Consider the following 25,688-nt stretch of genomic DNA (forward strand, 5'->3'; position numbering starts at 1 on the left):
ATATGTTGCAAACCAAGATCAGAAAAGACGTTCAAACTTTGGTGGCCAACCCCCAACCTGAGTTTGTAAAACGGCGTCAAGTAGGTATTCTGGGCGGAAACTTTAATCCGGTACACAATACTCATTTGATTTTAGCGGATCAAGTGGGGCGATTATTGGGACTGGATCAAGTCTATCTAATGCCAGAATTTTTGCCACCTCATGTGGATGAAAAAACAACCATTGCTCCAGAGCATCGGCTAAGGATGTTGCAGCTGGCCATTGAAGGCAACCCTTTATTAGCCATTGAACCCATTGAATTGCAACGGCAAGGTAAGAGTTACACTTATGAAACGATGAAGGAATTGCGAGAACGACATCCGGATACGGACTATTATTTCATCATCGGTGGTGATATGGTGGAATACTTACCTAAATGGCATAAAGTGGATGAATTAATGCAGTTAGCCCAATTTGTAGGGGTACGCCGCCCCGGTTATCCAGAAATTTCGGATTATCCTTTGATGTGGGTGGATGTGCCTTTAATGGATCTTAGCTCGACGATGATTCGTCAAAAAGTAGCCCAAGGGTGTTCCATTCGTTATTATGTACCAGAAGCGGTACGAGACTATATCGAAGAAAAGGGGCTGTACTTAGATGAATGAACCAACTTATACGGATTTAGACCGAGAACGCTTGATGCAAAAAGTGCAGATGCACATGAGTGAAAAACGTTTTAAACATGTTTTAGGTGTGGAAGAGGTAGCGGTGGCTTTAGCTGAAAAATACGGTGCTTCTCCAGTCAAAGCTTCTATTGCCGCTTTGTGCCATGATTATGCCAAAGAACGTCCAGATGATGAATTTGAACTGGTGATTCGTCGCGATGGTTTTGATTTAGCCTTGTTAAATTGGAATAACGCCATTTGGCATGGCTTGGTGGGGGCTAATTTTGTAGCCCGTGAACTGGGAATTGAAGACGAAGAAATCTTACAAGCGATTCGTCTTCATACTACAGGAGCTGCCCAAATGAGTTTATTGGATAAAATCATTTATGTAGCAGACTATATTGAACCAGGGCGGGATTTTCCTGGAGTGGTGGAAGCTCGAGAGATTGCCATGGTGGATTTGGATGAAGCGGTGCGTTATGAAACCAAACATACTTTAGCCCATTTAATTGAAAATGAAAATGCTGTCTACCCTAAAACTTTAGAAACCTATAATCACTGGGTAGCAAAAAAGAAAAGGAGCTGACCTAAAATAGATAGTCAGAAGATTTTAGAAATCGCCGTAACTGCGGCAGATAGTAAACATGCTGAGGATATCTTGGCTTTAGATGTGCGGGAAATTTCCCTTTTAGCAGATTATTTTGTGATTTGTTCTGCCAATAGTGAACGCCAAATCAATGCAATTATTGATGAAGTGTTGGAACAAGAAGAAAAAAATGGTGTGGATGTCAAACGGATTGAAGGCAAAGACGGGGCTGCTTGGGTCTTAATTGACTTAGGGGATGTCATCGTTCATGTCTTTTCGAATAACGAACGAGCTTTTTATAACTTAGAAAAGCTTTGGGCCGATGCGCCGTTAGTCGACATTAGTAAGTGGGTTGTGGCGTAATGGCCTACGAAACCTTTGCCTTTGTCTATGATGAGGTGATGGACAAAACCTTGTATGACAAATGGTTAAGCTTTGCCAAGCGTCATTTAGGCAAGCGCCGTAACTTATTGGAATTAGCCTGCGGTACCGGAGCTTTAGCGGTAGCTTTTGCTAAGGAAGATTATCAAGTCACCGCCTTGGATCTTTCTGAGGAAATGTTGATGATGGCCAGTGAACGAGCCTATGAAGCGCATGCGGACATTCAATTATTAGCTGGAGATATGATGGATTTAGAAGGCGTGGGTAGCTTTGAAGCTGTGACCTGTTTTTCTGATTCTATCTGCTATATGCCAGACGCTCCTAGCGTGCAACAGGTTTTTGATGAAGTCTATCAAGTATTAGAGGAAGAGGGCGTCTTTTTATTTGACGTTCATTCCCAATACCAGATTAATGAGGTCTTTCCTGAGTACAGCTATCATTATCAAACTGATGAATTTGCCTTTTTGTGGGATAGCTATCAAGATGCTCCAGATACCATTCAACATTTTTTGACGTTTTTTGTGCCGGAAAATCCTTCCGAGGAAAAAGTGGCTAACAACTTGTTTATCCGTGAAGATGAGATTCATGAAGAACGGACTTATCCTTTGGCTGAGTACGTGCGCATGTTGGAAAACGCAGGATTTAGCAAGGTAGAATGCTATGCTGATTTTATTGATAGTGAACCAAATGAAAAAAGTCGTCGGTGGTTTTTCGTTTGTCATAAGTAAGAAGTGAGGAGGGCTTAGCCATTCCTCGCTTTTTTTATAGAAATCTTACTTAAAGAAGGATATTCGATTGAAAATTTGCTATACTAAAGAAGTGAAGGGCTAATGTCTAGTCATTTAAAATTTGAGGAGGGGTACATTTGACAAAGCAATCGAAATTTCCAAAAGATTTTCTTTGGGGTTCGGCTTCAGCTGCTTATCAAGTAGAAGGTGCTTGGGACCAAGACGGTAAAGGACCATCTGTCTGGGATGAATTTGTCCGCATTCCCGGAAAAACATTTAAAGGGACCAATGGGGATCTGGCAGTAGATCATTTCCATCGTTACCAAGAAGATATCGCATTAATGAAAGAACAAGGGTTGAAAGCTTATCGCTTTTCCGTAGCGTGGACACGGATTTTTCCTAAAGGACGAGGAGAAGTTAATCAAGCTGGCTTGGACTTTTATATTCGTCTAGTTGATGAATTGATTGCAAACGGTATCGAACCAGTGCTTACTTTGTACCATTGGGACTTGCCTCAAGCCTTACAAGATGAATATCAAGGCTGGGAATCTCGCAAAATTATTGATGATTTTGTGAACTATGCCACTGTTTTGTTCGAAGCATTCCGAGATAAAGTTCATTATTGGGTTAGTTTAAATGAACAAAACGTCTTTATTCAAATGGGCTATATGTTGGCATTGCATCCTCCAGGTGTTACCGATGAAAAACGGATGTACGAAGCAAACCACATTGCTAATTTGGCTAATGCTAGTGTGATTAATAAATTCCATGAGTTGAATATGCCTGGGAAAATCGGGCCAAGCTTTGCCTATACACCAAACTATGCCATTGATAGCGATCCGAAAAATGTTTTGGCCGCGGAAAATGCAGAAGACTTAATGGCTCATTATTGGATGGATGTTTACGCTTGGGGCGAATATCCAATCAGTATCATGCATTATTTGAAAGCTCGGGGAATTGCACCAACGATTGAAGAAGGGGACATGGAATTATTACGTTCGGCTAAACCTGACTTTATGGGGATGAACTACTATCAAACAGCCACCAATGCTTTCAATCCACTTGATGGAGTGGGGCAAGGGAAAATGAATACCACGGGGAAAAAAGGCAGTTCTGAAGAATCCGGTGTTCCAGGAATGTATAAAAAAGTTTCCAATCCTTTTGTGGATCGTACGAACTGGGATTGGGAAATTGATCCTACGGGAATTCACATTGCTTTAAGACGAGTGACTAGTCGCTACCGTTTACCAGTTCTGATTACGGAAAATGGTTTAGGAGAATACGACAAGATTACAGAAAATCATGAAATTCATGATGAGTATCGAATTAAGTATTTGAAAAACCATGTGGCTGCCATTGGGGATGCCATTAGCGAAGGCTGCGAAGTGTTGGGCTACTGTACTTGGTCTTATACGGATCTTTTAAGCTGGTTAAATGGTTATCAAAAACGCTATGGCTTTGTCTATGTGGATCAAGATGAAACTCAAGAAGGCAGCTTGAAGCGATACAAAAAAGACAGTTACTACTGGTATCAACGAGTAATGGCTTCAAATGGGGAAAACTTAGAGTAAAGAGTAGCGTTTACCCCTAGTCGCTTCACCAGTCTTCAATCAATCCCAAATGCGGGATTATAAAAAACAAGCAACTTCCAATGTTCTTGAATGGAAGTTGCTTGTTTTTTCATTTTTTTGTGTCTGGAAATAGTCGCTATTTATCCTTTAGAAATGACTGTGGCACTTTGCTTTCTTATTTCATTTGTTTCTACTATCTGTACTGTTATAATGGATAGCGAGGTGAAAAGATGAAGTCAGTGGGAATTATTGTGGAATACAATCCTTTTCATAATGGTCATGCTTACCATGCAAAAATGGCCCGGCAAAAAAGTGGTGCCGAAGTCGTGATTGCCGTAATGAGTGGCAATTTTTTGCAACGAGGAGAGCCAGCGATTGTAGATAAATGGCAGCGGGCTGAGGCAGCTTTACACAACGGTGTGGATTTAGTGGTGGAATTGCCTGTTTCGTGGTCAGTTCAGGCAGCGGATTATTTTGCCAAAGGTGGAGTGAAATTATTACAGGCGCTAAACTGTGACAGTTTATGTTTTGGAACAGAAGATAGTGTAGACTTTGATTACCAAGCTTTTGGCAATTTCGCTTGGGCAGAACAAGAGCGAGTAAATACAGCTTTCCAACAAATTTCCGATCAAAAACTCAGCTATCCCCAGAAGATGAGTCTAGTTTATCAAGAGCTCTTTCCGGCCTTGCATTTATCTGGCGAACAACCCAATCACGTATTAGGCTTGACCTATGCTAAGGAAAATGCCAGCTATTCGCGTCCTATGAAATTGATTCCTATTCAGCGAAAAGGAGCAGCTTACCATGAAGCCGGACTAGTTCAGGAGTTTGCCAGTGCTACAGGTATTCGCCAAGGTGTACAACGAGGAGTGGATGTCAGTCCGTGGATTCCTTCTCAGACAATGAACGCTCTGTTAAAAGAACAAGTCACTTGGGAAAAATTATGGCCTCTTTTGCGGTATCGCTTGTTAGCTAGTCGCAAAAGTGAGTTGCAAACTATTTATCAAATGGTAGAAGGACTTGAGACTCGTTTAATGAATGCTGCCCGAAATGAAACGGATTACCAGTCATTTTTATCCCAGATTAAATCCAAGCGCTATACGTGGACTAGGATGCAGCGGTTGTTGTGTTATACCTTATTAAATATTACTCAAGAAGAAATGACAGCAGCCTGGGAACAACCAGCCTTAAGAATTCTTGGCTACACGAAATCTGGCCGAGCATATTTGCATCAAAACAAGAAAAACTTACAATTACCTCTCTTAAGTAAAATTGGCCAAGGGACTACAGTGGAACAAGTCGTGAGTAAGCGAGCTGATGAACTTTATCGCTTAGGGGATCAGCGAGTTCCCGAGCAAAATATCGGGCGATTTCCCTTGCGAGTGGAAATTCCCTAGAAAAGACTTCACAGAATGCTTTTTGACAAGTATAATGGAACAGGATATTTTTCACATAACAATTATTGAAAGCGAAGTGTAATGATGGGTCGTAAATGGGCAAATATCGTCGCTAAAAAAACCGCAAAGGATGGGGCCAATAGCCGCGTCTATGCAAAATTCGGGATTGAAATCTATGCAGCTGCAAAATCTGGAGAACCTGATCCCCATGCGAATCAAAAACTGCGGTTCGTAATCGAACGGGCGAAAACGTATAATGTACCAAAACATATTATTGATCGAGCAATCGAAAAAGCCAAAGGTAGCGGGGATGAAACCTATCAAGAACTACGCTATGAAGGGTTTGGCCCTAATGGCTCCATGGTGATTGTGGACACATTGACCAACAATGTAAACCGTACTGCAGCAGATGTACGGGCAGCTTTTGGGAAAAACGGCGGGAATATGGGAGTTTCCGGTGCTGTTTCTTATATGTTTGACAACACAGCACTCTTTGGCTTTGCCGGAGATGATGCGGATGAAATCTTAGAATACTTAATGGATCAAGATATCGATGTGAGAGACGTGGAAGAAGAGGATGGCCAAATCGTAGTTTACGGTGAATCCGAAGACTTCAGTGCCATTAACAATGCTTTGCGAGGAAAAGGAATTACTGAATTTTCTGTGGCTGAATTGCAAATGGTCCCTCAAAACGAAGTATCTTTATCAGGAGAAGACTTGGAACAATTCGAAAAAATGATTGACGCTTTGGAAGATTTAGAAGATGTGCAATCTGTTTATCACAATGTAGAACTTGAAGATTGAGTTTTCGTCTAAAAGACTGGTGCGTTTAGCGTACCAGTCTTTTTGTACTTTTCAGAAGTAATGAAGACAGCTTTTTATGGGAATAGTGGGCATTTTGTTATGTCAGTGGATACCGAGAATCTTTTTGGCAAGAAAGTAGGATATGCTATACTAAACTGAAATCAATTTAAGGTGGAGAAAATATGAAACCAGGTTATATATTGGCCCTTGATCAAGGAACGACTAGTACGCGGGCGATATTGATTAATCACGAGGGCAAAGAAGTGGGACGAGCGCAACGAGAATTTCCGCAAATTTTTCCAGAGGCGGGGTGGGTGGAACACAATCCTATGGACATTTGGAACTCGGCTCAATCCGTTATGTCGGATGCCTTAATTGACAGCAGCATTCATCCGGAAGAAATCAAAGCCATTGGCATTACGAATCAACGGGAAACCACCGTGATTTGGGATCGGAAAACAGGAGAGCCGTTGTATAACGCCATTGTTTGGCAATCAAAGCAAACCAGTGCAATTGCCCATGAATTAAAAACGGCGGGCCATGAAAAAATGATTCGAGAAAAAACGGGACTTTTGATTGATTCCTATTTCTCTGCCACTAAGATTAAATGGATCTTGGATAAAATTCCCGGTAGTCGAGAAAGAGCAACTCGTGGTGAGGTATTGTTTGGTACCATTGACACTTGGCTTTTGTGGAAATTGACCCAAGGGAAAGTTCATGTGACGGACTATACCAACGCCAGCCGAACTATGCTGTTTAATATCCATGATTTATGTTGGGATGAAGAAATTCTAGCTCTTTTGGATATTCCTAAACAGATGTTACCGGAAGTGCGATCAAACTCGGAAATTTATGGTTATACGGAAGACTTTTTGTTTTATGGTCAAAAAATTCCCATTGCCGGTATGGCAGGAGATCAACAAGCTGCATTGTTTGGTCAACAGGCCTTTGAAAAAGGTATGGTGAAAAATACTTATGGTACGGGAGCTTTCATCGTAATGAATACTGGTAGTGAGCCAATTGCGTCGACTAAGGGGCTTTTAACCACCATTGCCTATGGGATTAATGGAGAGATTACTTATGCTTTAGAAGGTAGTATTTTTGTAGCTGGCTCTGCAATTCAATGGTTACGAGATGGCTTGCGCTTATTTACTGACGCAGCAGAGTCAGAAATTTACGGAGCACGAGTTGAAGATAGCGATAATGTTTATGTGGTGCCGGCCTTTACTGGGTTGGGGGCACCTTATTGGGATCAAGAAGCTCGAGGTGCCATTTTTGGGTTAACCCGAGGGACTCAAAAGGAACACTTAATTCGCGCAACATTGGAATCACTGGCTTATCAAACGAGGGATGTGGTGGAAGCCATGGCTCAAGACTTTCAAAGTCCTATTAAATTATTACGCGTTGACGGTGGGGCTTCAGCCAATGATTTATTGATGCAATTTCAAGCGGATATTTTACAAACAAAGGTAGAACGGGCTCGCTATAAAGAGACCACTGCATTAGGCGCAGCCTTTTTAGCTGGAATGGCTGTAGGCTTTTGGGATTCTTTAGAGGATTTGAAGCCCTTTGCAAGTATTGGAGAAGTTTTCGAACCTACTATGGAAAAATCCCGAGCGACAGAACTCTATTCCGGTTGGCAAGCTGCCATTAAAGGAACCATGTGTTTTAAACACCGACCAAATCAGTAATAAATGATAGCCAGAATAGTTTTTGTTCTGGCTTTTTTAGATCTCCTCTATTGACGTAATAAAAACAATTGGACAGTTTTTAGCTAATAAAGTCCTTAAATCTCTTTAGCGACAGCGGCGTTTTATGTTATAGTATTCTTATAACAAAATGAGCATAAAATGAGCGCGGTGCGGGTTGCAAGGAGGAATAGTATGAGAATAAAATTGGAGCCAGTGGTGAAATCAGTGACTACCACTTGCGTTGCTCAAGAGGTGGCCGTTCCTATTGAACAGTGTGCCTCATTGGTGCAAGCTTGCCAATCATATGGAGTGGAAGGGTATCGAGTGGGCTCTTATACGCCTTCTGGTTTTTTAAGCCGATACACCCCGATCCAAATTCCCTTTGCGCCTATGTTAGTCTATCCCAATCAAATTATGATTCCTTTAGTGTTTCGTAATGGTAGCGATTGCGAGGCGTTATTAAATCAACCCAAACGGCTCAAGGCTTTTTTTCAGCTGTTGGATTGGTATTTGGCCTATGAGCCGGAAACCATTATTTTGGATTATAAAACTTCTCAAGGGCCATTCGCTAATCATGAGGGAAAGATTGTAGATAGCGCGTTGGTGGCTTTTCGCCTCCAAGAAATCATCCACTGTGGTGTTTATGCTATGAAGAATTTTGAAAGCATGGAGGAATTTACCCAATGGAACCGAAATAGTCGCTTGATAAAAGGACAAGCGATTGGCCGTCACAGTCGGATTCTAGATTTGGACAATCCTAAAGTAGCTGCGGAATGTAATTTAGTCTTTGGCATCTTAGCTTTGTTTTTTCCCGAAGCGCCATTAGCTCAGAAAATGCCAGTAGCAGGATAAAAAAGACGAGCATGATAAAGGATAAAGAGGGAAGGGCTGACCTATTCAAAAGATTATGACCCTCAAAATATTTGCGACAAGTGTTATGGCTTAGTCACTAGAATGAATATTACGCTACCTTCAAAGAAAAAAGCTGGGTAGTCAGTGTTTAAATTATAACGATAAAAGACAAGCAACTCCCATTAAAAATCATGGGAATTGCTTGTCTTTTGTATTCTCGGGTTTGGTAATGTTCGGTTTAAAAGATGGGAAAGCGACGATTATCACATCATCATCTTTTAAATTGCTTCTGTGCGATAAGTTTTGGGATTTGCTTGATTCAATAATGAAAAAGCATCAGTTTCAGTGAAGAGGGTTAACTCATGCATGGCACGAGTGCAAATCGTGTATAAAATTAAACGGTCTTGTTCTGTGGTGAAATTGTCCCCAATATTCCAAGCAAAAACTCGGTCAAATTCCAAACCTTTGGCTAGAAAGGCGGGAATCACGATGGTGGATCGTTTCATGAAATCATCTTCAGAAACAATTAATTGAATTTCATCCTGTTGTTTTTCGGTTAATCCTTGGTATAGAGTTTGACACTCTTGAATGGTTTTGCAGATGATTGCGGTGCGCCAGTGAGCGGCAACACGTTCATCTGTTAGTAAGCGTTTAAGAGCATTCAGATTCTCTGACTGGTTTTTTCCCGTAACAAGTAATGGCAAAGGACCTTTTCTAGCGGTGAGCTCCACTTGGTCTTCTTGGCTTAAAAATTGATTGGCAAAATCCGTGATTTCTTTCGTGGAACGATAGCTAGTGGTTAGCTGATAGCGAGTAACGTCTTCATCAGGGAAAAGTTTTGCTAAATTACCCACGATCGTTTCATTACCAAATACTTTTTGATTCAAATCTCCACAAAGAGTCAAACCAGCTTTAGGATAGAGTTCCCGTAACAGGGCCACTTGCGCTGGAGGAAAGTCTTGCATTTCGTCCACAAAGATAAAGCGCGCTTTCAAAGGAATGTCTACTGGATACAAGCTGCGAGCGAGTAAGAAGAACAAGACCGCATCTTCTTGCGGGAGTTTTCGCTCTTTTAAGCCGGAGCGGATTGTTGCATTTGCTTCACGCCACTCCTCTTGACTGATTTTGGCTTTATCTAAAATGCTTTTAGGCACGCTTTGTAAGAAATGAAGATATTGTTTGGAGAAATTAATAAAACGGAATTCTTCAATGGCCCGCACCACTGGTCGAAAATAGCGATTTAAAATTGCCTTGCGAATTTGGTTACGCAATTTTCGTTCATTTTTTTCGGAATCATCAGCGTTGGGATTGTCAGCATAGTATTCTTGTAGTCGTTCTTCTGTAGCTTCTTTAACCCATTGCTTTTTGCCTTCGTCTTTGTGCAAGCCCCCAGCTTTTTTCAAAAGTTTGGTTTGCAATAACTGACTGCGTTGATACAGTGGCAAGTTAGGATTGGTTTCTTGGTACCAATGACGCATTTGGTTTGCGGTAATATAAGTTTTTCCTTTAATTTTTAAATCCCGGAATAAAGGACCTAATTCTGTAATGGCCTTAACATAACGGCGATTAAAGTCTAATAAAGTCATCCCACTTTTTAACTGTTGAATCTGACTTTCATCACCGGTTAAAAAGACTTCTTCTTGGGCCTCTTCTTCCTCGATTTGGAAAGTAGGGAGCAGTTGTTGCATAAAGCTACGAAATGTTCGGGTAGGAACTTCGCTTTCTCCTAAAGAAGGCAAAACCATGGAAATATAGTCGGAAAAGAGATGGTTTGGAGAAAATAACAACACTTGGTCGTCTTTCAACCATTTCCGGTGGCGGTACAATAGAAAAGCAATTCGTTGCAATAAAGCAGAAGTTTTCCCACTACCAGCAATTCCTTCAATCAATAACACTTTACTATGTGTATCTCGAATGATTTGATTTTGGGCTTTTTGAATCGTGCCTACAATGTTTTTCATTTGAGCAGAGGAAGCTTCATCTAAAATTTCCAGTAAAAACTCATCATTGATTACCTCAGTAGTATCCACCATGGAAAGAATTTGCCCGCCTTGAATCTTAAACTGGCGTTTTAATAACAATTCTACCGTAAAATGTTCTGTGTCCGTTTCGTAAAACGTAGTGCCTAATTCTCCTTCATAATACAAATTGGCAATCGGTGCCCGCCAGTCGATGACCACTGTGTTTTCCTCTTTGTCTCGCAAAGAAGCAATCCCTAAATACAAAGTTTCTTTTTCCGCAGTGTTCTCTGTAAAATCAATACGAGCAAAATAAGGATTACCGTCCATTGTGTTCAAAGTTTTTAAACGTTTTTCCACGGATTCGGCACTGTGGTATTTTAATAATAATTCTTCTTCATATTGCCGGTATTCTAAGACGGATTCGTAAAAAGCCTCATCGTCGCCTCCGCGAATTCGCCGTTCTCCCACGCCTTGCAACTGTTCTTGCATTTGACCGGTGAGAAACTGCTGTTGTTTTTTTAGTAAGGTTTGTTCTTGATCAATTAAAGTGATGGTTTGTGTTACATGTTGTTGTTCTAATTGTCGTTCTTGATTCATCAACTAAAACTCCTTTATGAAAATGCGTCTTAAAATTATAGCACATAAATGAACAAAGGAGGTTGAATAGGATCAATCTATGGTAAAATCCTTATAAGTGAGGTGGCTTATGCGTAGTGAAGCAGAGATGATGGCATTAATTCTTCAAGTGGGGCAAAATTTACCTGAAGTGGAAGCTGTGGCACTAGGAGGCTCTAGGGCGAATGTCAATGTTCCAAAAGATTGTTTTCAAGACTACGATGTGGTCTATTTTGTAAAGGACAAAGAAAAACTGTTAGCCGACCGCAGCTGGTTGCAGGACTTTGGTCAAATTTTGATTCAACAGACGCCAGAAGAAATGAGCCTTTTTCCTCCTAGCTTAGGAGAACGGTTTACTTTTTTGATGCTTTTTGAAGATGGCAATCGAATTGATTTGATGCTTTGCCCCTTAACGTCAATTGCACAGTGGCAAAAAGAAGAGCCTTTTTCAAAAGTTCTCTGGGATCCCAATGGCTTACTAAAAGAGGTGTCGCAACCTTCTGATAAAACTTTTTGGTTGGACAAACCCACAGAGGCCCAGTTTCAAGATTGCTGTAATGAGTTTTGGTGGGTGTCAACCTATGTGGTAAAAGGCTTGTGGCGCAAGGAATATTATTACGCCACAGATCATTTGTATGAAGTATGCCAAAAAGAACTCCGGCGCTTATGGCGTTGGCAAGTGGGTAGTGATAGCCATTGGCAGCAAAGTCTTGGAAAAAATGATAAATATCTTTTTACGCAACTCTCTCAGCCGAAACTAGATCTCGCTATGGCAACAGCGGATTTTTCCAATTTTGAAGGGGTGTGGCAAAGTTTAGTAGCTACCCAGAAGTTCTTTCATCAAGGGGCGTTGATTTTTGCCAAAAAGAATCAGTATCACTATGATGAAAAAACGGCAATCAATGTGTTAGACTATACGAAACAATGGTATGACAAATTTAAAAATGATAAATTTTAAGAAATGGAGGAAAGTGAAATGCCCTTTGTCCATGTGGAGCTAGTAGAAGGTCGAAGTGAGGAAGCCTTAACGAAAATGATGGAAGAAATCACAGAAGCGGTCCATCGCAATACCGGAGCACCTAAAGAACACATTCACATCATTATCAATGAAATGAAAAAAGGCAATTATGCTGTGGATGGAAAATGGAAATAAATCCTTGCAAAATATTTTCAATAGTGTTTAAATGAAACCATATTTGATTGATGAAAAAACCAACTGAACCTGAGAGTCTTTTCAAGAGAGAAATGTCGTGGCTGCAAGCATTTCAAAGAAAACCAGGGAATGACCACTTTTTCTGTAACTTCTGGCAAACCAGAAGCGGCTTTGGACCGTTATCCCAGTTGAGGAGTATTTTATATACTCGAAATTAGGTGGAACCACGTGTCTTACGTCCTAGTCTTTTTGCATTCGCATTGAGATTAGGACTTTTTTTGTGATTTGCTCACAACCAATTAATCAAGGAGGAACTGATATGTCTATTCAAATTACTTTTCCAGATGGTGCTAAAAAAGAGTTTGAGGCGGGCGTCACTACTAAAGAAATTGCCAGCTCGATTTCAAATAGTTTAGCCAAAAAAGCGTTAGCTGGTAAATTCAACGGTGAAATAATCGACTTAGAACGAGGATTAGAAGAAGATGGTTCCATTGAAATCATCACTCCGGCAAGTGAAGAAGCTTTGGAATTGTTGCGCCACTCTACGGCACACTTAATGGCCCAAGCCGCAAAACGCTTGTTTCCTAAAATTCACTTTGGTGTAGGTCCAGCCATTGATTCTGGCTTTTATTACGATACTGATAATGGTGAGCATCCAATCACTGCTGAAGATTTGCCAGCCATTGAAACAGAAATGCGCCAAATCGTCAAAGAAAACTTGCCTATTGAACGGCTAGTGTTAAGTAAAGAAGAAGCTTTAGAATTATTTGCAGAAGATCCTTACAAAGTAGAATTGATTACTGAATTACCAGCCGATGAAGTGATTACGGCCTACCGCCAAGGAGAATTCACCGATTTATGCCGGGGACCTCATGTGCCATCCACTGGTCGCATTCAAGTCTTTCAATTATTATCCGTGGCAGGTGCATACTGGCGGGGAAATTCCGACAACCATATGATGCAACGAGTTTACGGGACAGCTTTCTTTGATAAGAAAGACTTAAAAGAGTTTATCCGTCTTCGTGAAGAAGCCAAAGAACGGGATCATCGAAAACTTGGTAAAGAATTAGACTTGTTTATGGTTTCTCCTGAAGTGGGTTCCGGATTGCCTTTCTGGTTGCCAAAAGGTGCTACGATTCGTCGTGTGATTGAACGCTATATCGTGGACAAAGAAGTCAGCCTAGGCTATCAACACGTGTATACTCCGATTATGGCGGATGTCAATTTGTATAAAACGTCTGGTCACTGGGATCATTACCATGAAGATATGTTCCCACCAATGGATATGGGCGATGGGGAAATGCTAGTCTTGCGCCCTATGAATTGTCCACACCACATGATGGTTTACAAAAATCACATTCATTCTTATCGGGAATTGCCAATTCGCATCGCAGAACTGGGCATGATGCACCGTTATGAAAAATCTGGCGCTTTGTCTGGCTTGCAACGGGTTCGGGAAATGACGTTAAATGATGGTCATACTTTTGTTCGCCCTGACCAAATCAAAGACGAATTCAAACGGACATTGGATTTGATGGTAGCAGTTTACAAAGACTTTAACATTACAGACTATCGTTTCCGTCTAAGTTATCGTGACCCTAATAACACTGAAAAATACTTTGACGACGACGCTATGTGGGAAAATGCTCAAACTATGTTAAAAGCTGCCATGGATGAATTGGAATTGGATTACTTTGAAGCAGAGGGGGAAGCTGCTTTCTACGGACCAAAACTGGACGTTCAAGTAAAAACTGCTTTAGGAATGGAAGAGACTTTGTCTACTATTCAATTGGACTTCTTGTTGCCTGAACGCTTTGATTTAACGTATGTGGGAGAAGATGGGGAAAACAACCACCGCCCTGTAGTAATTCACCGAGGAATTGTCTCTACTATGGAACGTTTTGTGGCTTACTTGACGGAAGTTTACAAAGGGGCCTTCCCGACTTGGTTGTCCCCAATCCAAGGAACGATTATTCCGGTTTCCAATGAAGCTCACAGCGATTACGCCTATGAGTTAAAAGAACGGATGCAAATGCTTGGTTTGCGAGTAGAAGTAGACGATCGCAACGAAAAGATGGGTTATAAGATCCGGGCTTCTCAAACTCAAAAAATTCCTTATCAAATCGTGGTTGGCGATCAAGAGATGGAAGATGCTACAGTGAATATCCGAAAATACGGTAGCAAAGCCACAGAAAGCATGGCAGCTAATCTCTTTATTGAGTCCATGGCAGCCGAAGTGAAGAATTATAGTCGCCAATAGTTTTCAGCAAAACTAAGAATTTCCTAAGAAAATAAATGGCAAAAAGAGAAAACCTGCTACTAGGCAGAAAAAGCGCCTCAATGGTTGAGTTTTCAGAAAAAATATGGTAAAGTAACAAATGGTAATGATACTTTGTGGAGTGAGGGATTTTTTCCCTCACTCTTTTTCATGAAAAGCGTTGTTTGCAAATAAAGCTAAAGGAGGCGAAGAATAGTTGAGTAGTGTAATCGAAACGATATCTGAAATGGTAACTCCGATTTTAGACGAAAAGCATTTTGAGTTAGTAGACATTGAGTTTGTAAAGGAAGGCAAAAGCTGGTATCTCCGGGTGTTTATTGACAAAGAAGGTGGCATCGACATCGAGGAATGCGCCTATGTCAGTGAGCAATTGAGTGAAAAGCTCGATTCTTGTGATCCAGATCCGATTCCCCAGGCATACTTCTTGGAGGTTTCGTCTCCTGGTGCGGAACGACCTTTAAAAAAAGAAAGCGATTATGAACGGGCCCTAGGCGAGTTTGTCCACATTTCTTTGTATCAGGCAATTGATGGTGAGAAGCAGTATGAAGGATTTTTAGAAAACTTGACACCGGAAACCTTGACCTTGAAGTACCGAGTGAAAACTCGGACCAAAGAGCTGACCATCGAACGAAAAAATATTGCGAAGGCTCGTTTAGCCATTCAATTTTAAGCTGGAGGAATCAACCATGAGTAAAGAAATGCTGAACGCATTGGACGCTTTAGAAGCGGAAAAAGGCGTTTCAAAGGAGATTGTGATTGAAGCGCTGGAAGCGGCTTTGGTCTCTGCCTACAAGCGTCACTATGGGCAAGCCCAAAACGTAGAAGTGGAATTCAATCAAAAAAAAGGTGACATTCATGTCTTTTCCGTAAAAGAAGTCACTGAAGAAGTAATGGATTCACAATTAGAAGTATCCTTAAAAGATGCCTTACTTTTGAATCCTGCCTATGAGATTGGTGACAAGATTCGTTTTGAAGTCACACCAAAAGACTTCGGTCGAATTGCTGCTCAAACAGCGAAACAAGTTATTTTGCAACGCGTGAGAGAAGCAGAACGGAATATCATTTATAATGAATTTTCTCAGTATGAAAAAGATATTTTACAAGGGATTGTAGAACGTCAAGACAGTCGTTATATCTATGTGAACTTAGGTAAAATTGAAGCCGTTTTGTCGAAACAAGACCAAATGCCTAATGAATTTTATCAAGCTCATGATCGAATCAAAGTTTATGTTTCTCGCGTGGAAAACACGTCTAAAGGACCACAAGTCTTTGTAAGTCGTAGCCACCCAGATTTATTACGTCGTTTATTTGAACAAGAAGTTCCCGAAGTTTATGATGGAACTGTGGAAATTGTCAGCATCGCCAGAGAAGCTGGGGATCGTTCCAAAGTTGCTGTCCGCTCTAATGATCCAAACGTAGATCCAGTGGGAACTTGTGTCGGGCCTAAAGGTTCTCGAGTTCAAGCGATTGTCAACGAATTAAAAGGCGAAAATATGGACATTGTGGAATGGGATGAAGATCCAGCAATCTTTATCGCAAACTCCCTAAATCCAGCTGAAGCGGTAGATGTTATCTTTGATTTAGACAATCCAAAAGCTTGTACCGTGGTAGTACCAGATTATCAACTGTCTCTAGCAATCGGCAAGCGAGGACAAAATGCTCGTTTGGCAGCAAAATTAACTGGCTTTAAAATTGATATCAAATCAGAAACCGATATGGAAGAATTCTATGCGAAACTTGAAGAAGGTGCCTATATTGATGCAGCTGACGAAGTGGAAGCAGAAGCATTGGATGAAGCGATTGTAGAATCTGATTTGACAAGTGATGAATATGAAACTGTAGCAACTGAAACAACAGATGAAGCAGCTGCAGAAGTAACTGCAGAAGTAACAGAAGCTGATGCTAGTGTTGAAGCTAGCGACCAACCTGAGGAATAAACGAGGTGGCAGGAATGAAACAGCGCAAAATTCCTTTACGAAAATCCGTAGTATCTGGAGAGATGCATCCGAAAAAAGAACTGATTCGGATTACCCGCTCTAAAGATGGACAAGTAGCCATTGACCCCACTGGGAAAATGCCCGGTCGAGGTGCTTATGTGGCTATGGAACCCGCCGAAGTACAAAGTGCTTGGGACAAACGGATTTTAGATCGTGTGTTAGAAACTTCATTGACCGATGAGTTTTATCAAGAGTTACTTGATTATGTGACCCATCAGAAAGCCCGACGCGAGTTGTTTGGCAATGGAAAATGAGGAAAAATTATTGAATCTTTTAGGATTGGCCATGCGGGCAGGCAAGTTGGTCACTGGAGAAGAAGGGGTCTTAAAAGAAATTCGTGGGCAAAAAGCGAAACTCGTCTTTATTGCCTCTGACGCTGGAAGCTCTACGACTAAAAGAATTCAAGATAAAAGCAATTATTACAAAATTTTCTATTTCGCAGGTTTGTCTCAGGCCGCACTGAGTCATGCTATCGGTCGCTCCCGAACGATTATTGCCGTAATGGATGCCGGCTTTGCGAAAAAGATGCAGGAATTGATCCAAAGTAAACAAGTAAATGCGACAGATGACCTGAGCTGTTAAGACGTTTTCTCACCGATTCAAAAAGTGGAATTTCGTCAGCTTTGGTTACGTTAAAAGTCGCGATGCTCCATTTACGAGGAAGGTGATTTAAATGGGAAAAAAACGGATTTACGAGCTTGCAAAAGAAATCAATCATTCCAGTAAAGAACTGGTAGATAAAGCACAAGCACTCGGCTTTGATGTGAAAAATCACATGGGAGCCATCACGGATACCGAAGAAAAAAAACTGCGTCAGGCAGTGTCAGGGGGAACTACTACGAAACCAGAAAATACTCCTTCGAATGAGTCGAAACAAGTAGCAGGACAAGAGGTTGAGCCTAAGAAAGATCAAAATCAACCGGAACAAAAGAAATTTGTGACCCAACGGAATAATCCAAAATTCCAAAATCGCAATAAGGATACTCGTAGTCAAAGTAATCCACGGGGAACGCAAAACAATCGGAATAACAATCAGGGTAGCCAAGGCAGTCGTCAAGGACAAAGCCAAGGTCAAGGTGGGCAAAGCCAAAACCGGGGCAATCAACAACGGAATAATCAAAATCAAAACCGTTCAGCTGCTCAAGGCCAAGGAAATCGTCCACAAAACCAAGGCAATCGTCAAACTTCCCAAAGTGGACAAGGCAATCGCCAAGGCAACCAAAGTCAAAGCGGTAATCAAAATCGTAATCCCCGCCAACGGGATAATCGCCGTGACCAACAACCACGTCAGACCGCTCAACAAGCCCAACGGCCACAAAGAGCTGGTATGACCAGTGCGTTGGAACGGGCAAAAAATCGGGCTCAAGAAATTGAAACCGAAGCAGCAAATAAACGCCAACGTTCTGAAAGAAAGCCAGCTGCTAAACCTGTTGCAAAACAAGAAACAAAACCACGTCAAGAAAATCGCCCAGCACCAAAAGCAGCTCCAGTTGTACCAAGCATTCCTAAAGAAGCTTTACAAGTGGAACAGCCAAAAACAGAAAAGAAGAAAACCGAATTCCGCAACAAAGACAAGGCACCATCTAGAGGCGGTCGTGGAAATTATCAACACAATGAGTTTAATCGCCGTAAGAAAAAAGGGAAAAAAGGCAAACAACAACCAGTTGCCCAAAAACCAGCCGTGCCACCACGTAAATTCCGAGAATTGCCAGAAGTTTTGGAATACACAGAAGGTATGAACGTGGCAGAAATCGCTAAGAAAATTTATCGGGAACCAGCTGAGATCATTAAGAAACTCTTTATGATGGGCGTGATGGTTAACCAAAACCAACCATTGGATAAAGATACCATTGAATTATTGGCGACTGATTATGGGATTGAACCACAAGAAAAAGTTCAAGTGGATATTGCTGATATCGACAAATTCTTTGAGCCAGAAGAAGTCAATGAAGAAAACTTAGTTCCTCGTCCACCAGTTGTGACCATTATGGGACACGTTGACCACGGGAAAACCACATTATTGGATACTTTGCGTCACAGTCGGGTAACTAGCGGAGAAGCTGGCGGAATCACTCAGCATATCGGAGCTTATCAAATTGACATTAACGGCAAACCAATTACTTTCTTGGACACACCGGGACACGCGGCCTTTACGAGTATGCGGGCTCGTGGAGCTAGTATTACCGATATCACTATTCTAGTGGTAGCAGCTGATGATGGCGTAATGCCACAAACCGTGGAAGCTATTAACCACGCCAAAGCGGCAAAAGTGCCAATTATCGTAGCGGTGAATAAAATTGATAAACCAGGAGCTAACCCTCAGCACGTAATGCAAGAACTAAGCGAATATGAATTAATCCCAGAATCTTGGGGTGGCGACACGATCTTTGTGGAAATTTCTGCGAAGTTCGGTCAAAACATTGAAGAATTGCTAGAAATGATTCTCTTAGTAGCAGAAGTGGAAGACCTAAAAGCTGATCCAACACAACGGGCAATCGGTACTGTTATCGAAGCACGTTTGGATAAAGGGAAAGGCCCGGTTGCTACCTTATTGGTCCAACAAGGTACTCTACACCAAGGTGATCCAATCGTTGTAGGGGATACTTATGGTCGGGTACGGGTGATGACCAATGACTTAGGGCGCCGGGATAAAGCGGCTGGACCTGCAACACCAGTGGAAATCACCGGGTTAAACGATGTGCCGCAAGCTGGCGATCACTTTGTTGTCTTTGAAGATGAAAAGACTGCCCGGGCAGCCGGAGAAGAACGGGCGAAACGGGCCTTAATCGAACACCGAGCAACTCACAGTCGCGTAACCTTGGATAACTTATTTGAATCCTTAAAAGAAGGAGAGCTTAAAGAAGTTAATGTCATTATCAAGGCTGACGTACAAGGTTCTGCTGAAGCATTAGGAGCCTCCTTGAAGAAAATCGACGTGGAAGGAGTACGAGTAAACATCGTCCATTCCGCTGTTGGTGCCATTAACGAAAGTGATGTGACATTAGCTGCTGCAAGTAATGCGATTATCATCGGCTTCAACGTACGACCAACACCACAAGCTCGCCAACAAGCAGAAGCGGAAGTAGTGGATATTCGTCTTCACCGGATCATTTACAAAGCCATTGAAGAAATCGAAACAGCCATGAAAGGGATGCTTGATCCTGAGTTTGAAGAAAAAATCACTGGTCAAATGGTGATCCGAGAAACCTATAAAGTTTCGAAAGTCGGTACCGTTGCCGGCTGTTACGTAACGGATGGGTTCATCCGCCGTGACAGTGGTGTACGGGTCATCCGTGACGGCATTGTCATCTTTGAAGGTGTTCTTGCTAGCTTGAAACGCTTTAAAGATGATGTTAAAGAAGTCCGTCAAGGGTTTGAATGTGGGGCAATGATTGAAAAATACAACGATCTAAAAGTAGACGATGTAATCGAAGCCTTCATTATGGAAGAAATTAAACAAGACTAAGAAAGTCTAGGGAGGACACACTATGGCGAATTATCGCAATCGACGTGTTGCCCAAGAAATTCTCCGAGAAGTCAATGACATTTTACGAAAACGAGTGCGGGATCCTCGCGTACAAGACGTAACGATTACCGACGTTCGAGTGACTGGTGACTTGCAACAAGCTACCATTTACTACAGTATTTTGTCAGACAAAGCCTCTGATCGAGAAAAAGCACAAATGGGGTTGGAAAAAGCAACAGGCTTGATTCGCAAAGAATTAGGTCAAGGCTTAACCTTATATAAAACCCCTGAGCTGATTTTCGAAGTGGACTCCTCGGTACAATACGGCAACAAAATAGATGAATTACTGCGAAATCTTAATAAAGACTAAGCAGTGGACTCCTAGAAAAAGGGAAAGCTTTTTCTAGGAGTTTTTTTAGATTTTTAGAAAGTCTAAGGAATCTGTTTCTTCCAACAACTTCCAGATTCTTTTCTAGTGATTTTCTGTTATAATAGCAAGGTTGAAAGGGCGTGTAAGGGAAAATGGATGGCATTTTAGCATTATGGAAAGAGCCTGGTATGACCAGTCATGATTGCGTTTTTAAATTGCGTAAAATTTTACATATGAAAAAAATTGGCCACGGGGGCACTTTGGACCCAGCAGTTTCCGGTGTTTTGCCGATTTGTCTAGGTAAAGGAACAAAAGTTATCGAGTTTCTAGCAGACAGTGGGAAAGTCTATGAAGGGGAAATTACGCTTGGGTTTGCTACCGATACCGAAGATGCTTCTGGGAATGTGGTGGAAAAAACACCCATTACTGAACCGTTTTCTACTGAGAATATTGATGAAGCGATGAAACAGATGGAAGGGGAAATCATCCAGATTCCGCCCATGTATTCTGCCGTCAAAGTAAATGGACGCAGGCTTTATGAATACGCTCGAGCTGGTGAAACTGTGGAACGGCCCAAACGTAAAGCGATAATCCATTCTTTTGTACGGACTACTGAGCCTGTTTGGGATGCGGAAAAACAAACCCAGTCTTGGCGGTTTCAAGTATCCTGTGGCAAAGGAACCTATGTGCGCACCTTAGCTTTTGATACGGGAAAAATTTTCGGTAAAGCGGCCTGCATGACGGATTTAACCCGCTTAGCTAGTGGTAGATTGACGAAAGAACAATCCTTGACATTGGCAGAAGTAGCCCAAGCCCAAGAAGAGGGCCGCTTAGAAGAAATGATTTTACCTATTGAATATGGCATACAGGAATTTTCCAAGGTGGCTATTTCCACTGAACTGTGGCAACGAGTGAAAAACGGTTCGCGCTTGACTTATCAAGACTTGGCTTTAGAAAACATGCCTGAAAAACCAATAGCTCTGTATTACCAAAATCAAGCTGTCAGCTTATATCAAGCCAATCCAAAAGAAAAAGATGGCTTAAAACCGTTAAAAGTCCTACGAACGGAGATTGAGAAATAGTATGGAAATTATTAAAATTCGACACCCTTATCGTCCCGCACAAATTCCTGATGAAGAAGTTGTTTTAGTCCTTGGCTTCTTTGACGGTGTTCATCGGGGACATCAAAAAGTTATCAAAACCGGCAAGAAAATTGCCAAAGAACAAGGCTTAAAATTAGCGGTTATGACCTTTACCCACCATCCTAGCATCGTTTTTAAGAAATTAGGCGCTAGTGAAATGGAATATTTAACGAGCTTACAACAAAAAGAAGATTTGATGCGTTGGTTGGGAGTGGATTATCTTTATGAAGTAGAATTCACCTCTGCCTTTGCCCATTTGGCTCCTCAACGCTTTGTGGACCAATATATTGCCGGACTTCATGCTAAAGTAGCAGTATCTGGATTTGATTATACTTATGGTCCCCGAGAAATTGCCGATGTGGCTCACTTGCCTGAATATGCCCAAGATCGTTTTGAAATCGTGACAGTGGCAAAAGAAAGCAACGAAGGAGAGAAAATCAGTTCTTCTCGGATTCGGGAACTCTTAGCTTTAGGTAAGGTAGATGAAGCCAATGAATTATTAGGCTATCCTTATACGATTGATGGCTTAGTGATTCATGGAGACGCCCGAGGACGACTTTTAGGCTATCCTACGGTAAATGTGAACTTTAGCCGTTATGCCCGTTTGCCTATGGAAGGAGTTTATGTCTGCCAGCTAAGAGTTGGGGATACTTGGTACAAGGCTATGGGCTCGATTGGTCATAATGATACTTTTGGAGCAGGCCGACGACTGACCATGGAAATCAATATTCTCGATTTTCATGAAGAAATCTATGGCGAAACCATCAGTGTCCGCTGGCTGCACTTTTTGCGAGAACAAATTAAATTTGAGGGAGCAGAAGCATTAATTGACCAATTGGCAGCAGATGAAGTGGCTACTCGAGCGTATTTTGCGAAATAGGTAACTAGAATAAAATAATGAAGAGGTTGGGATTGCGAATTGTCCCAATCTTTTTTTACTTTTTAAAACTTTTTTGTTTTGATATTCCGTGAAACCTGTTTCATATCACGAAACAGGTTGAGTTGTAACCGCTGTCTATTTATTTTTATAAATTTGAATACTATACTAATTACATCATAAAAAAAGGAGTTGGAAAGATGAAAGCAAAAATTATGGATAGCATGCAAAAATTCTCCAAGGCAATGTTTGTTCCAGTATTGATATTGCCGATTGCTGGTATTTTGATTGCAATTGGTAACGTTTTTACTAATCCACGATTGATTGAGATGTTTGGCTTCTTAGATAATCCAATCACCATGGGCTTTGGGAGTATCCTATCTGCAGCTTTATTACCGGTTTTAACAAATCTAGGAATTATTTTCTGTGTTGGTATTGCATTGGGACTAGCAAATAAGAAAAAAGCAGAAGCTGCCTTCACCGCAATATTAGGTTATTTAGTGTTCTTATATGCGATGAATAAATTTATGGAAATTAGAGACATGTTGGTAGCTCCAGACCAATTGCAAGGTTCTGGGCAAGCAATGGTCTTAGGTGTTCAAGTGTTGGACATGGGCGTGTTTCTAGGTATCATTTTAGGAATTGTGGTGGCGTTAGTTCACAATCGATTTATTGATACAACATTTAATAATGCTTTTCAGGTATATGGCGGTGCTCGATTTGTCTTTATTGTTTTAATTCCTGTATTGGTGTTAGCCGCAATTTTACTTACTTTTATCTGGCCAATAATTCAACAAGGAATTGATGGCCTAGGTGGTATCATTCAAAAAACTGGAAACTTTGGTATTTTCCTTTATGGATCATTAGAACGACTGTTGATCCCAACTGGGTTACATCATTTGATTTATACACCGTTTTTGTATACATCTCTAGGTGGAGTAGCAGAAGTAGGTGGACAAGTTTTTGAAGGAGCACGAAATATTTACTTTGCAGAAATTGCTGATCCGGCTGTTAAAGTTTTATCCCAAAGTGTAATTTGGGATGCTCGGGGAATCTCAAAAATGTTTGGGTTGATTGGAGCATGCTTGGCCATGTATCAGACAGCAAAACCTGAAAATAAGACAAAGGTTAAAGCAATTTTGATTCCAGCCGTAGTTACATCATTTATTGCTGGTGTAACAGAACCAATTGAATTTTCATTTATGTTTGTAGCACCTGCTCTATTTGTAATTCACTCTGCACTAAGTGGATTAAGTATGGTAGCGTTGAATGTTCTGGGTTCAAGAGCAATTGGTCCTAATGGGTTTATTGACTTTTTGCTGTATAATATCCCACTTGGAATTGAGAAAACTCGTTGGCCAATTTATCTTTTAGTCGGTGTCGCTTTCTTCTTTGTCTATTACTTTAGTTTCCGTTTCTTGATTACGAAGTTTAATTTTAAAACGGTAGGTAGAGAAGATAGTGATCAGGAAACGAAGCTGTATTCGAAAAAAGAATACAATGAGAAAAAAGCTTCTGGGGCTAGCGTAAGTTCTGGTACTGGTGTGTTAGCAACTGCAGATAGCTTATCGGCTACTATTGTAGAAGGCTTAGGCGGAGCTGAAAATATTAAGACAATAGATAATTGCTATACTCGATTACGTTTAAAACTCTCTGATCCATCTCTTGTGGATGAAGGTTTATTAAAAAATCAGACACAAGCAAAAGGCGTTATTAGTAATGGAGAGAATGTTCATGTAGTTTATGGTTTGACTGTACCACAAATAAGAGAAAAACTTGAAAAATATTTAGGTAGAGATAATGGAGGAGACGAATAATCATGAAAAAATTTTCAGTAGTAATTGCCGGTGGTGGGAGTACTTTTACTCCAGGAATCGTTATGATGATGTTAGACAATTTGGATCGTTTTCCGTTGCGGACATTAAAATTGTACGATAATGATGGAGATCGCCAAGGAATTCTTGGAGAAGCCTTGGAAATTCTATTAAAAGAACAAGCACCAGAAATCGAATTTCTATATACAACGGACCCTGAAGTTGCTTTTTCTGATGTTGATTTTTGTATGGCTCATATTCGTGTAGGAAAATATGCAATGAGAGAAAAAGATGAAAAAGTTCCATTACGACACGGAGTATTCGGTCAAGAAACATGTGGACCGGGTGGCATGGCTTATGGTATGCGTAGTATTACAGGAATGTTAGAGATCATTGACTATATGGAAAAATATTCACCAAACTGTTGGATGCTAAATTACTCTAATCCGGCGGCAATCGTAGCAGAAGCATGTCGTGTATTAAGACCAGATTCGAAAGTACTAAATATTTGTGATATGCCAGTTGGTACGCTACGGAGAATGTCACAGATTGTTGGAAAAACTCCGGAAGAATTGGAAGTTCGTTACTTTGGGCTAAACCACTTTGGGTGGTGGACCAGTGTCAAAGACAAAGAAGGTCATGAATATCTTGATCAAATCAGGGAGTATGTAGCTGAGCATGGTTATTTAACTCAAATTGAAGTGGACACCCAACATACTGATCCAAGCTGGCAAGAAACCCATAAAAAAGCGAAAGATCTTTTGGCAGTGGCACCGGAATTTTTACCAAATACTTATTTAAAATATTACTTGTATCCTGATTATGTTTATAATCATATGAAGGATCATCCAGAGTATACTCGGGCCAATGAAGTGATGGAAGGGCGAGAAAAAAATGTTTTCGATCACGCTCGTCAAATCATTAAAAATGGTACTGCTAAAGGTATCGCCTTTGACATTGATTCCCACGCAACATTCATTGTAGATCTAGCTCGTGCGATTGCCTTTAATACTCATGAACGGATGGTAATGATTGTAGAAAATAATGGGGCTATCGCTAATTTCCCAGATGATGCAATGGTGGAAGTTCCTTGTATCGTTGGTACAGATGGACCTGAAGCTTTGGCACAAGGCCAGATTCCAGCATTTCAACAGGCTTTGATGTTCCAGCAAGTTACCGTAGAGAAACTAATGGTAGAAGCATATGTAGAAAAGAGCTATCAAAAGATGTGGCAGGCTTTAACTTTATCTAAAACAGTCCCTAGTGCTCAAGTAGCAAAAGAATTGCTAGATGATCTTATTATTGAAAACGGGGAATTTTGGCCAGAATTACATTAATACATGAGGGATATGACAATAGTT

The 25,688-nt window shown here is 41.1% G+C and carries 23 protein-coding genes; 22 read left to right on the plus strand and 1 reads right to left on the minus strand.

The window, feature by feature from the left end:
- The first annotated feature begins 2 nt into the window (after positions 1 to 2).
- From AB5754_RS00085 to AB5754_RS00125, 9 genes are all read left to right on the plus strand, one after another.
- Entirely contained in the window at positions 3 to 644 is a 642-nt protein-coding gene (locus tag AB5754_RS00085) for a nicotinate-nucleotide adenylyltransferase (RefSeq protein WP_311833536.1), read from the plus strand.
- Positions 637 to 1,230, plus strand: coding sequence for a bis(5'-nucleosyl)-tetraphosphatase (symmetrical) YqeK (gene yqeK, locus AB5754_RS00090; protein ID WP_368251821.1), 594 nt, complete (start codon positions 637 to 639; stop codon positions 1,228 to 1,230). Before AB5754_RS00085 ends, yqeK begins: the two co-directional genes overlap by 8 nt.
- A 21-nt stretch (positions 1,231 to 1,251) precedes the next feature.
- Positions 1,252 to 1,593, plus strand: a complete 342-nt coding sequence (rsfS, locus tag AB5754_RS00095; RefSeq protein ID WP_311833753.1) for a ribosome silencing factor — start codon at positions 1,252 to 1,254, stop codon at positions 1,591 to 1,593.
- Positions 1,593 to 2,339 carry a class I SAM-dependent methyltransferase gene (locus AB5754_RS00100; protein ID WP_311833538.1) on the plus strand — a complete coding sequence of 249 codons (747 nt, stop codon included), beginning with the start codon at positions 1,593 to 1,595 and terminating at the stop codon, positions 2,337 to 2,339. Before rsfS ends, AB5754_RS00100 begins: the two co-directional genes overlap by 1 nt.
- A gap of 137 nt (positions 2,340 to 2,476) precedes the next feature.
- Positions 2,477 to 3,910 (plus strand): glycoside hydrolase family 1 protein, encoded by a 1,434-nt coding sequence (locus AB5754_RS00105; protein WP_368251819.1) that lies wholly within the window; start codon positions 2,477 to 2,479, stop codon positions 3,908 to 3,910.
- A 230-nt stretch (positions 3,911 to 4,140) separates the two neighbouring features.
- The gene (locus AB5754_RS00110; RefSeq protein ID WP_368251818.1) at positions 4,141 to 5,307 is read left to right on the plus strand and encodes a nucleotidyltransferase; all 1,167 of its coding nucleotides are present in this window, start codon (positions 4,141 to 4,143) and stop codon (positions 5,305 to 5,307) included.
- 84 nt (positions 5,308 to 5,391) lie between these two features.
- Positions 5,392 to 6,111, plus strand: coding sequence for a YebC/PmpR family DNA-binding transcriptional regulator (locus AB5754_RS00115; RefSeq protein WP_368251817.1), 720 nt, complete (start codon positions 5,392 to 5,394; stop codon positions 6,109 to 6,111).
- 182 nt (positions 6,112 to 6,293) lie between these two features.
- Complete coding sequence (gene glpK / locus AB5754_RS00120) at positions 6,294 to 7,802, plus strand: glycerol kinase GlpK (protein ID WP_368251816.1); 1,509 nt, start codon at positions 6,294 to 6,296, stop codon at positions 7,800 to 7,802.
- A gap of 192 nt (positions 7,803 to 7,994) precedes the next feature.
- Complete coding sequence (locus AB5754_RS00125; RefSeq protein WP_311833543.1) at positions 7,995 to 8,654, plus strand: hypothetical protein; 660 nt, start codon at positions 7,995 to 7,997, stop codon at positions 8,652 to 8,654.
- Positions 8,655 to 8,932: 278 nt separating this feature from the next.
- Here AB5754_RS00125 and helD read toward each other — a convergent pair whose 3' ends face one another.
- Positions 8,933 to 11,212, minus strand: coding sequence for an RNA polymerase recycling motor HelD (helD, locus tag AB5754_RS00130; protein ID WP_368251815.1), 2,280 nt, complete (start codon positions 11,210 to 11,212; stop codon positions 8,933 to 8,935).
- A 109-nt stretch (positions 11,213 to 11,321) separates the two neighbouring features.
- On the opposite strand from helD, the gene AB5754_RS00135 reads away from it, so the two are divergent.
- The 13 genes from AB5754_RS00135 to AB5754_RS00195 all read left to right on the plus strand — a co-directional run bounded on the left by AB5754_RS00135 (position 11,322) and on the right by AB5754_RS00195 (position 25,664).
- Complete coding sequence (locus AB5754_RS00135) at positions 11,322 to 12,188, plus strand: aminoglycoside 6-adenylyltransferase (protein WP_368259407.1); 867 nt, start codon at positions 11,322 to 11,324, stop codon at positions 12,186 to 12,188.
- Positions 12,189 to 12,206: 18 nt separating this feature from the next.
- Positions 12,207 to 12,383, plus strand: coding sequence for a 2-hydroxymuconate tautomerase (locus tag AB5754_RS00140; protein WP_311833546.1), 177 nt, complete (start codon positions 12,207 to 12,209; stop codon positions 12,381 to 12,383).
- 319 nt (positions 12,384 to 12,702) lie between these two features.
- Positions 12,703 to 14,643 carry a threonine--tRNA ligase gene (gene thrS, locus AB5754_RS00145; RefSeq protein ID WP_368251813.1) on the plus strand — a complete coding sequence of 647 codons (1,941 nt, stop codon included), beginning with the start codon at positions 12,703 to 12,705 and terminating at the stop codon, positions 14,641 to 14,643.
- 214 nt (positions 14,644 to 14,857) lie between these two features.
- The gene (rimP, locus tag AB5754_RS00150; RefSeq protein ID WP_311833548.1) at positions 14,858 to 15,331 is read left to right on the plus strand and encodes a ribosome maturation factor RimP; all 474 of its coding nucleotides are present in this window, start codon (positions 14,858 to 14,860) and stop codon (positions 15,329 to 15,331) included.
- Between the two features lie 16 nt (positions 15,332 to 15,347).
- Positions 15,348 to 16,598 carry a transcription termination factor NusA gene (gene nusA, locus AB5754_RS00155; protein ID WP_368251812.1) on the plus strand — a complete coding sequence of 417 codons (1,251 nt, stop codon included), beginning with the start codon at positions 15,348 to 15,350 and terminating at the stop codon, positions 16,596 to 16,598.
- Positions 16,599 to 16,612: 14 nt separating this feature from the next.
- Positions 16,613 to 16,912, plus strand: a complete 300-nt coding sequence (locus tag AB5754_RS00160; RefSeq protein ID WP_368259408.1) for a YlxR family protein — start codon at positions 16,613 to 16,615, stop codon at positions 16,910 to 16,912.
- Positions 16,902 to 17,240 carry a YlxQ-related RNA-binding protein gene (locus tag AB5754_RS00165; protein WP_368251810.1) on the plus strand — a complete coding sequence of 113 codons (339 nt, stop codon included), beginning with the start codon at positions 16,902 to 16,904 and terminating at the stop codon, positions 17,238 to 17,240. Before AB5754_RS00160 ends, AB5754_RS00165 begins: the two co-directional genes overlap by 11 nt.
- A gap of 91 nt (positions 17,241 to 17,331) precedes the next feature.
- Positions 17,332 to 20,124 (plus strand): translation initiation factor IF-2, encoded by a 2,793-nt coding sequence (infB, locus tag AB5754_RS00170; RefSeq protein ID WP_368259409.1) that lies wholly within the window; start codon positions 17,332 to 17,334, stop codon positions 20,122 to 20,124.
- 22 nt (positions 20,125 to 20,146) lie between these two features.
- On the plus strand, positions 20,147 to 20,494 hold the full coding sequence (gene rbfA, locus AB5754_RS00175) for a 30S ribosome-binding factor RbfA (protein WP_311833553.1): 348 nt from the start codon (positions 20,147 to 20,149) through the stop codon (positions 20,492 to 20,494).
- Between the two features lie 152 nt (positions 20,495 to 20,646).
- A complete protein-coding gene (truB, locus tag AB5754_RS00180; RefSeq protein ID WP_368251808.1) occupies positions 20,647 to 21,576 on the plus strand; it encodes a tRNA pseudouridine(55) synthase TruB in 930 nt (309 codons plus the stop codon).
- A 1-nt stretch (position 21,577) separates the two neighbouring features.
- The gene (gene ribF, locus AB5754_RS00185) at positions 21,578 to 22,516 is read left to right on the plus strand and encodes a riboflavin biosynthesis protein RibF (protein WP_368251807.1); all 939 of its coding nucleotides are present in this window, start codon (positions 21,578 to 21,580) and stop codon (positions 22,514 to 22,516) included.
- A gap of 197 nt (positions 22,517 to 22,713) precedes the next feature.
- Entirely contained in the window at positions 22,714 to 24,330 is a 1,617-nt protein-coding gene (locus AB5754_RS00190; protein WP_368251806.1) for a PTS transporter subunit EIIC, read from the plus strand.
- Between the two features lie 2 nt (positions 24,331 to 24,332).
- A complete protein-coding gene (locus AB5754_RS00195; protein WP_311833557.1) occupies positions 24,333 to 25,664 on the plus strand; it encodes a 6-phospho-alpha-glucosidase in 1,332 nt (443 codons plus the stop codon).
- Positions 25,665 to 25,688 lie beyond the last annotated feature (24 nt).

Origin of the sequence: Enterococcus sp. 2201sp1_2201st1_C11_2201SCRN_220225 (genome assembly GCF_040925905.1) — a bacterium.
Classification (GTDB): Bacteria; Bacillota; Bacilli; order Lactobacillales; family Enterococcaceae; genus Enterococcus_C; species Enterococcus_C asini_A.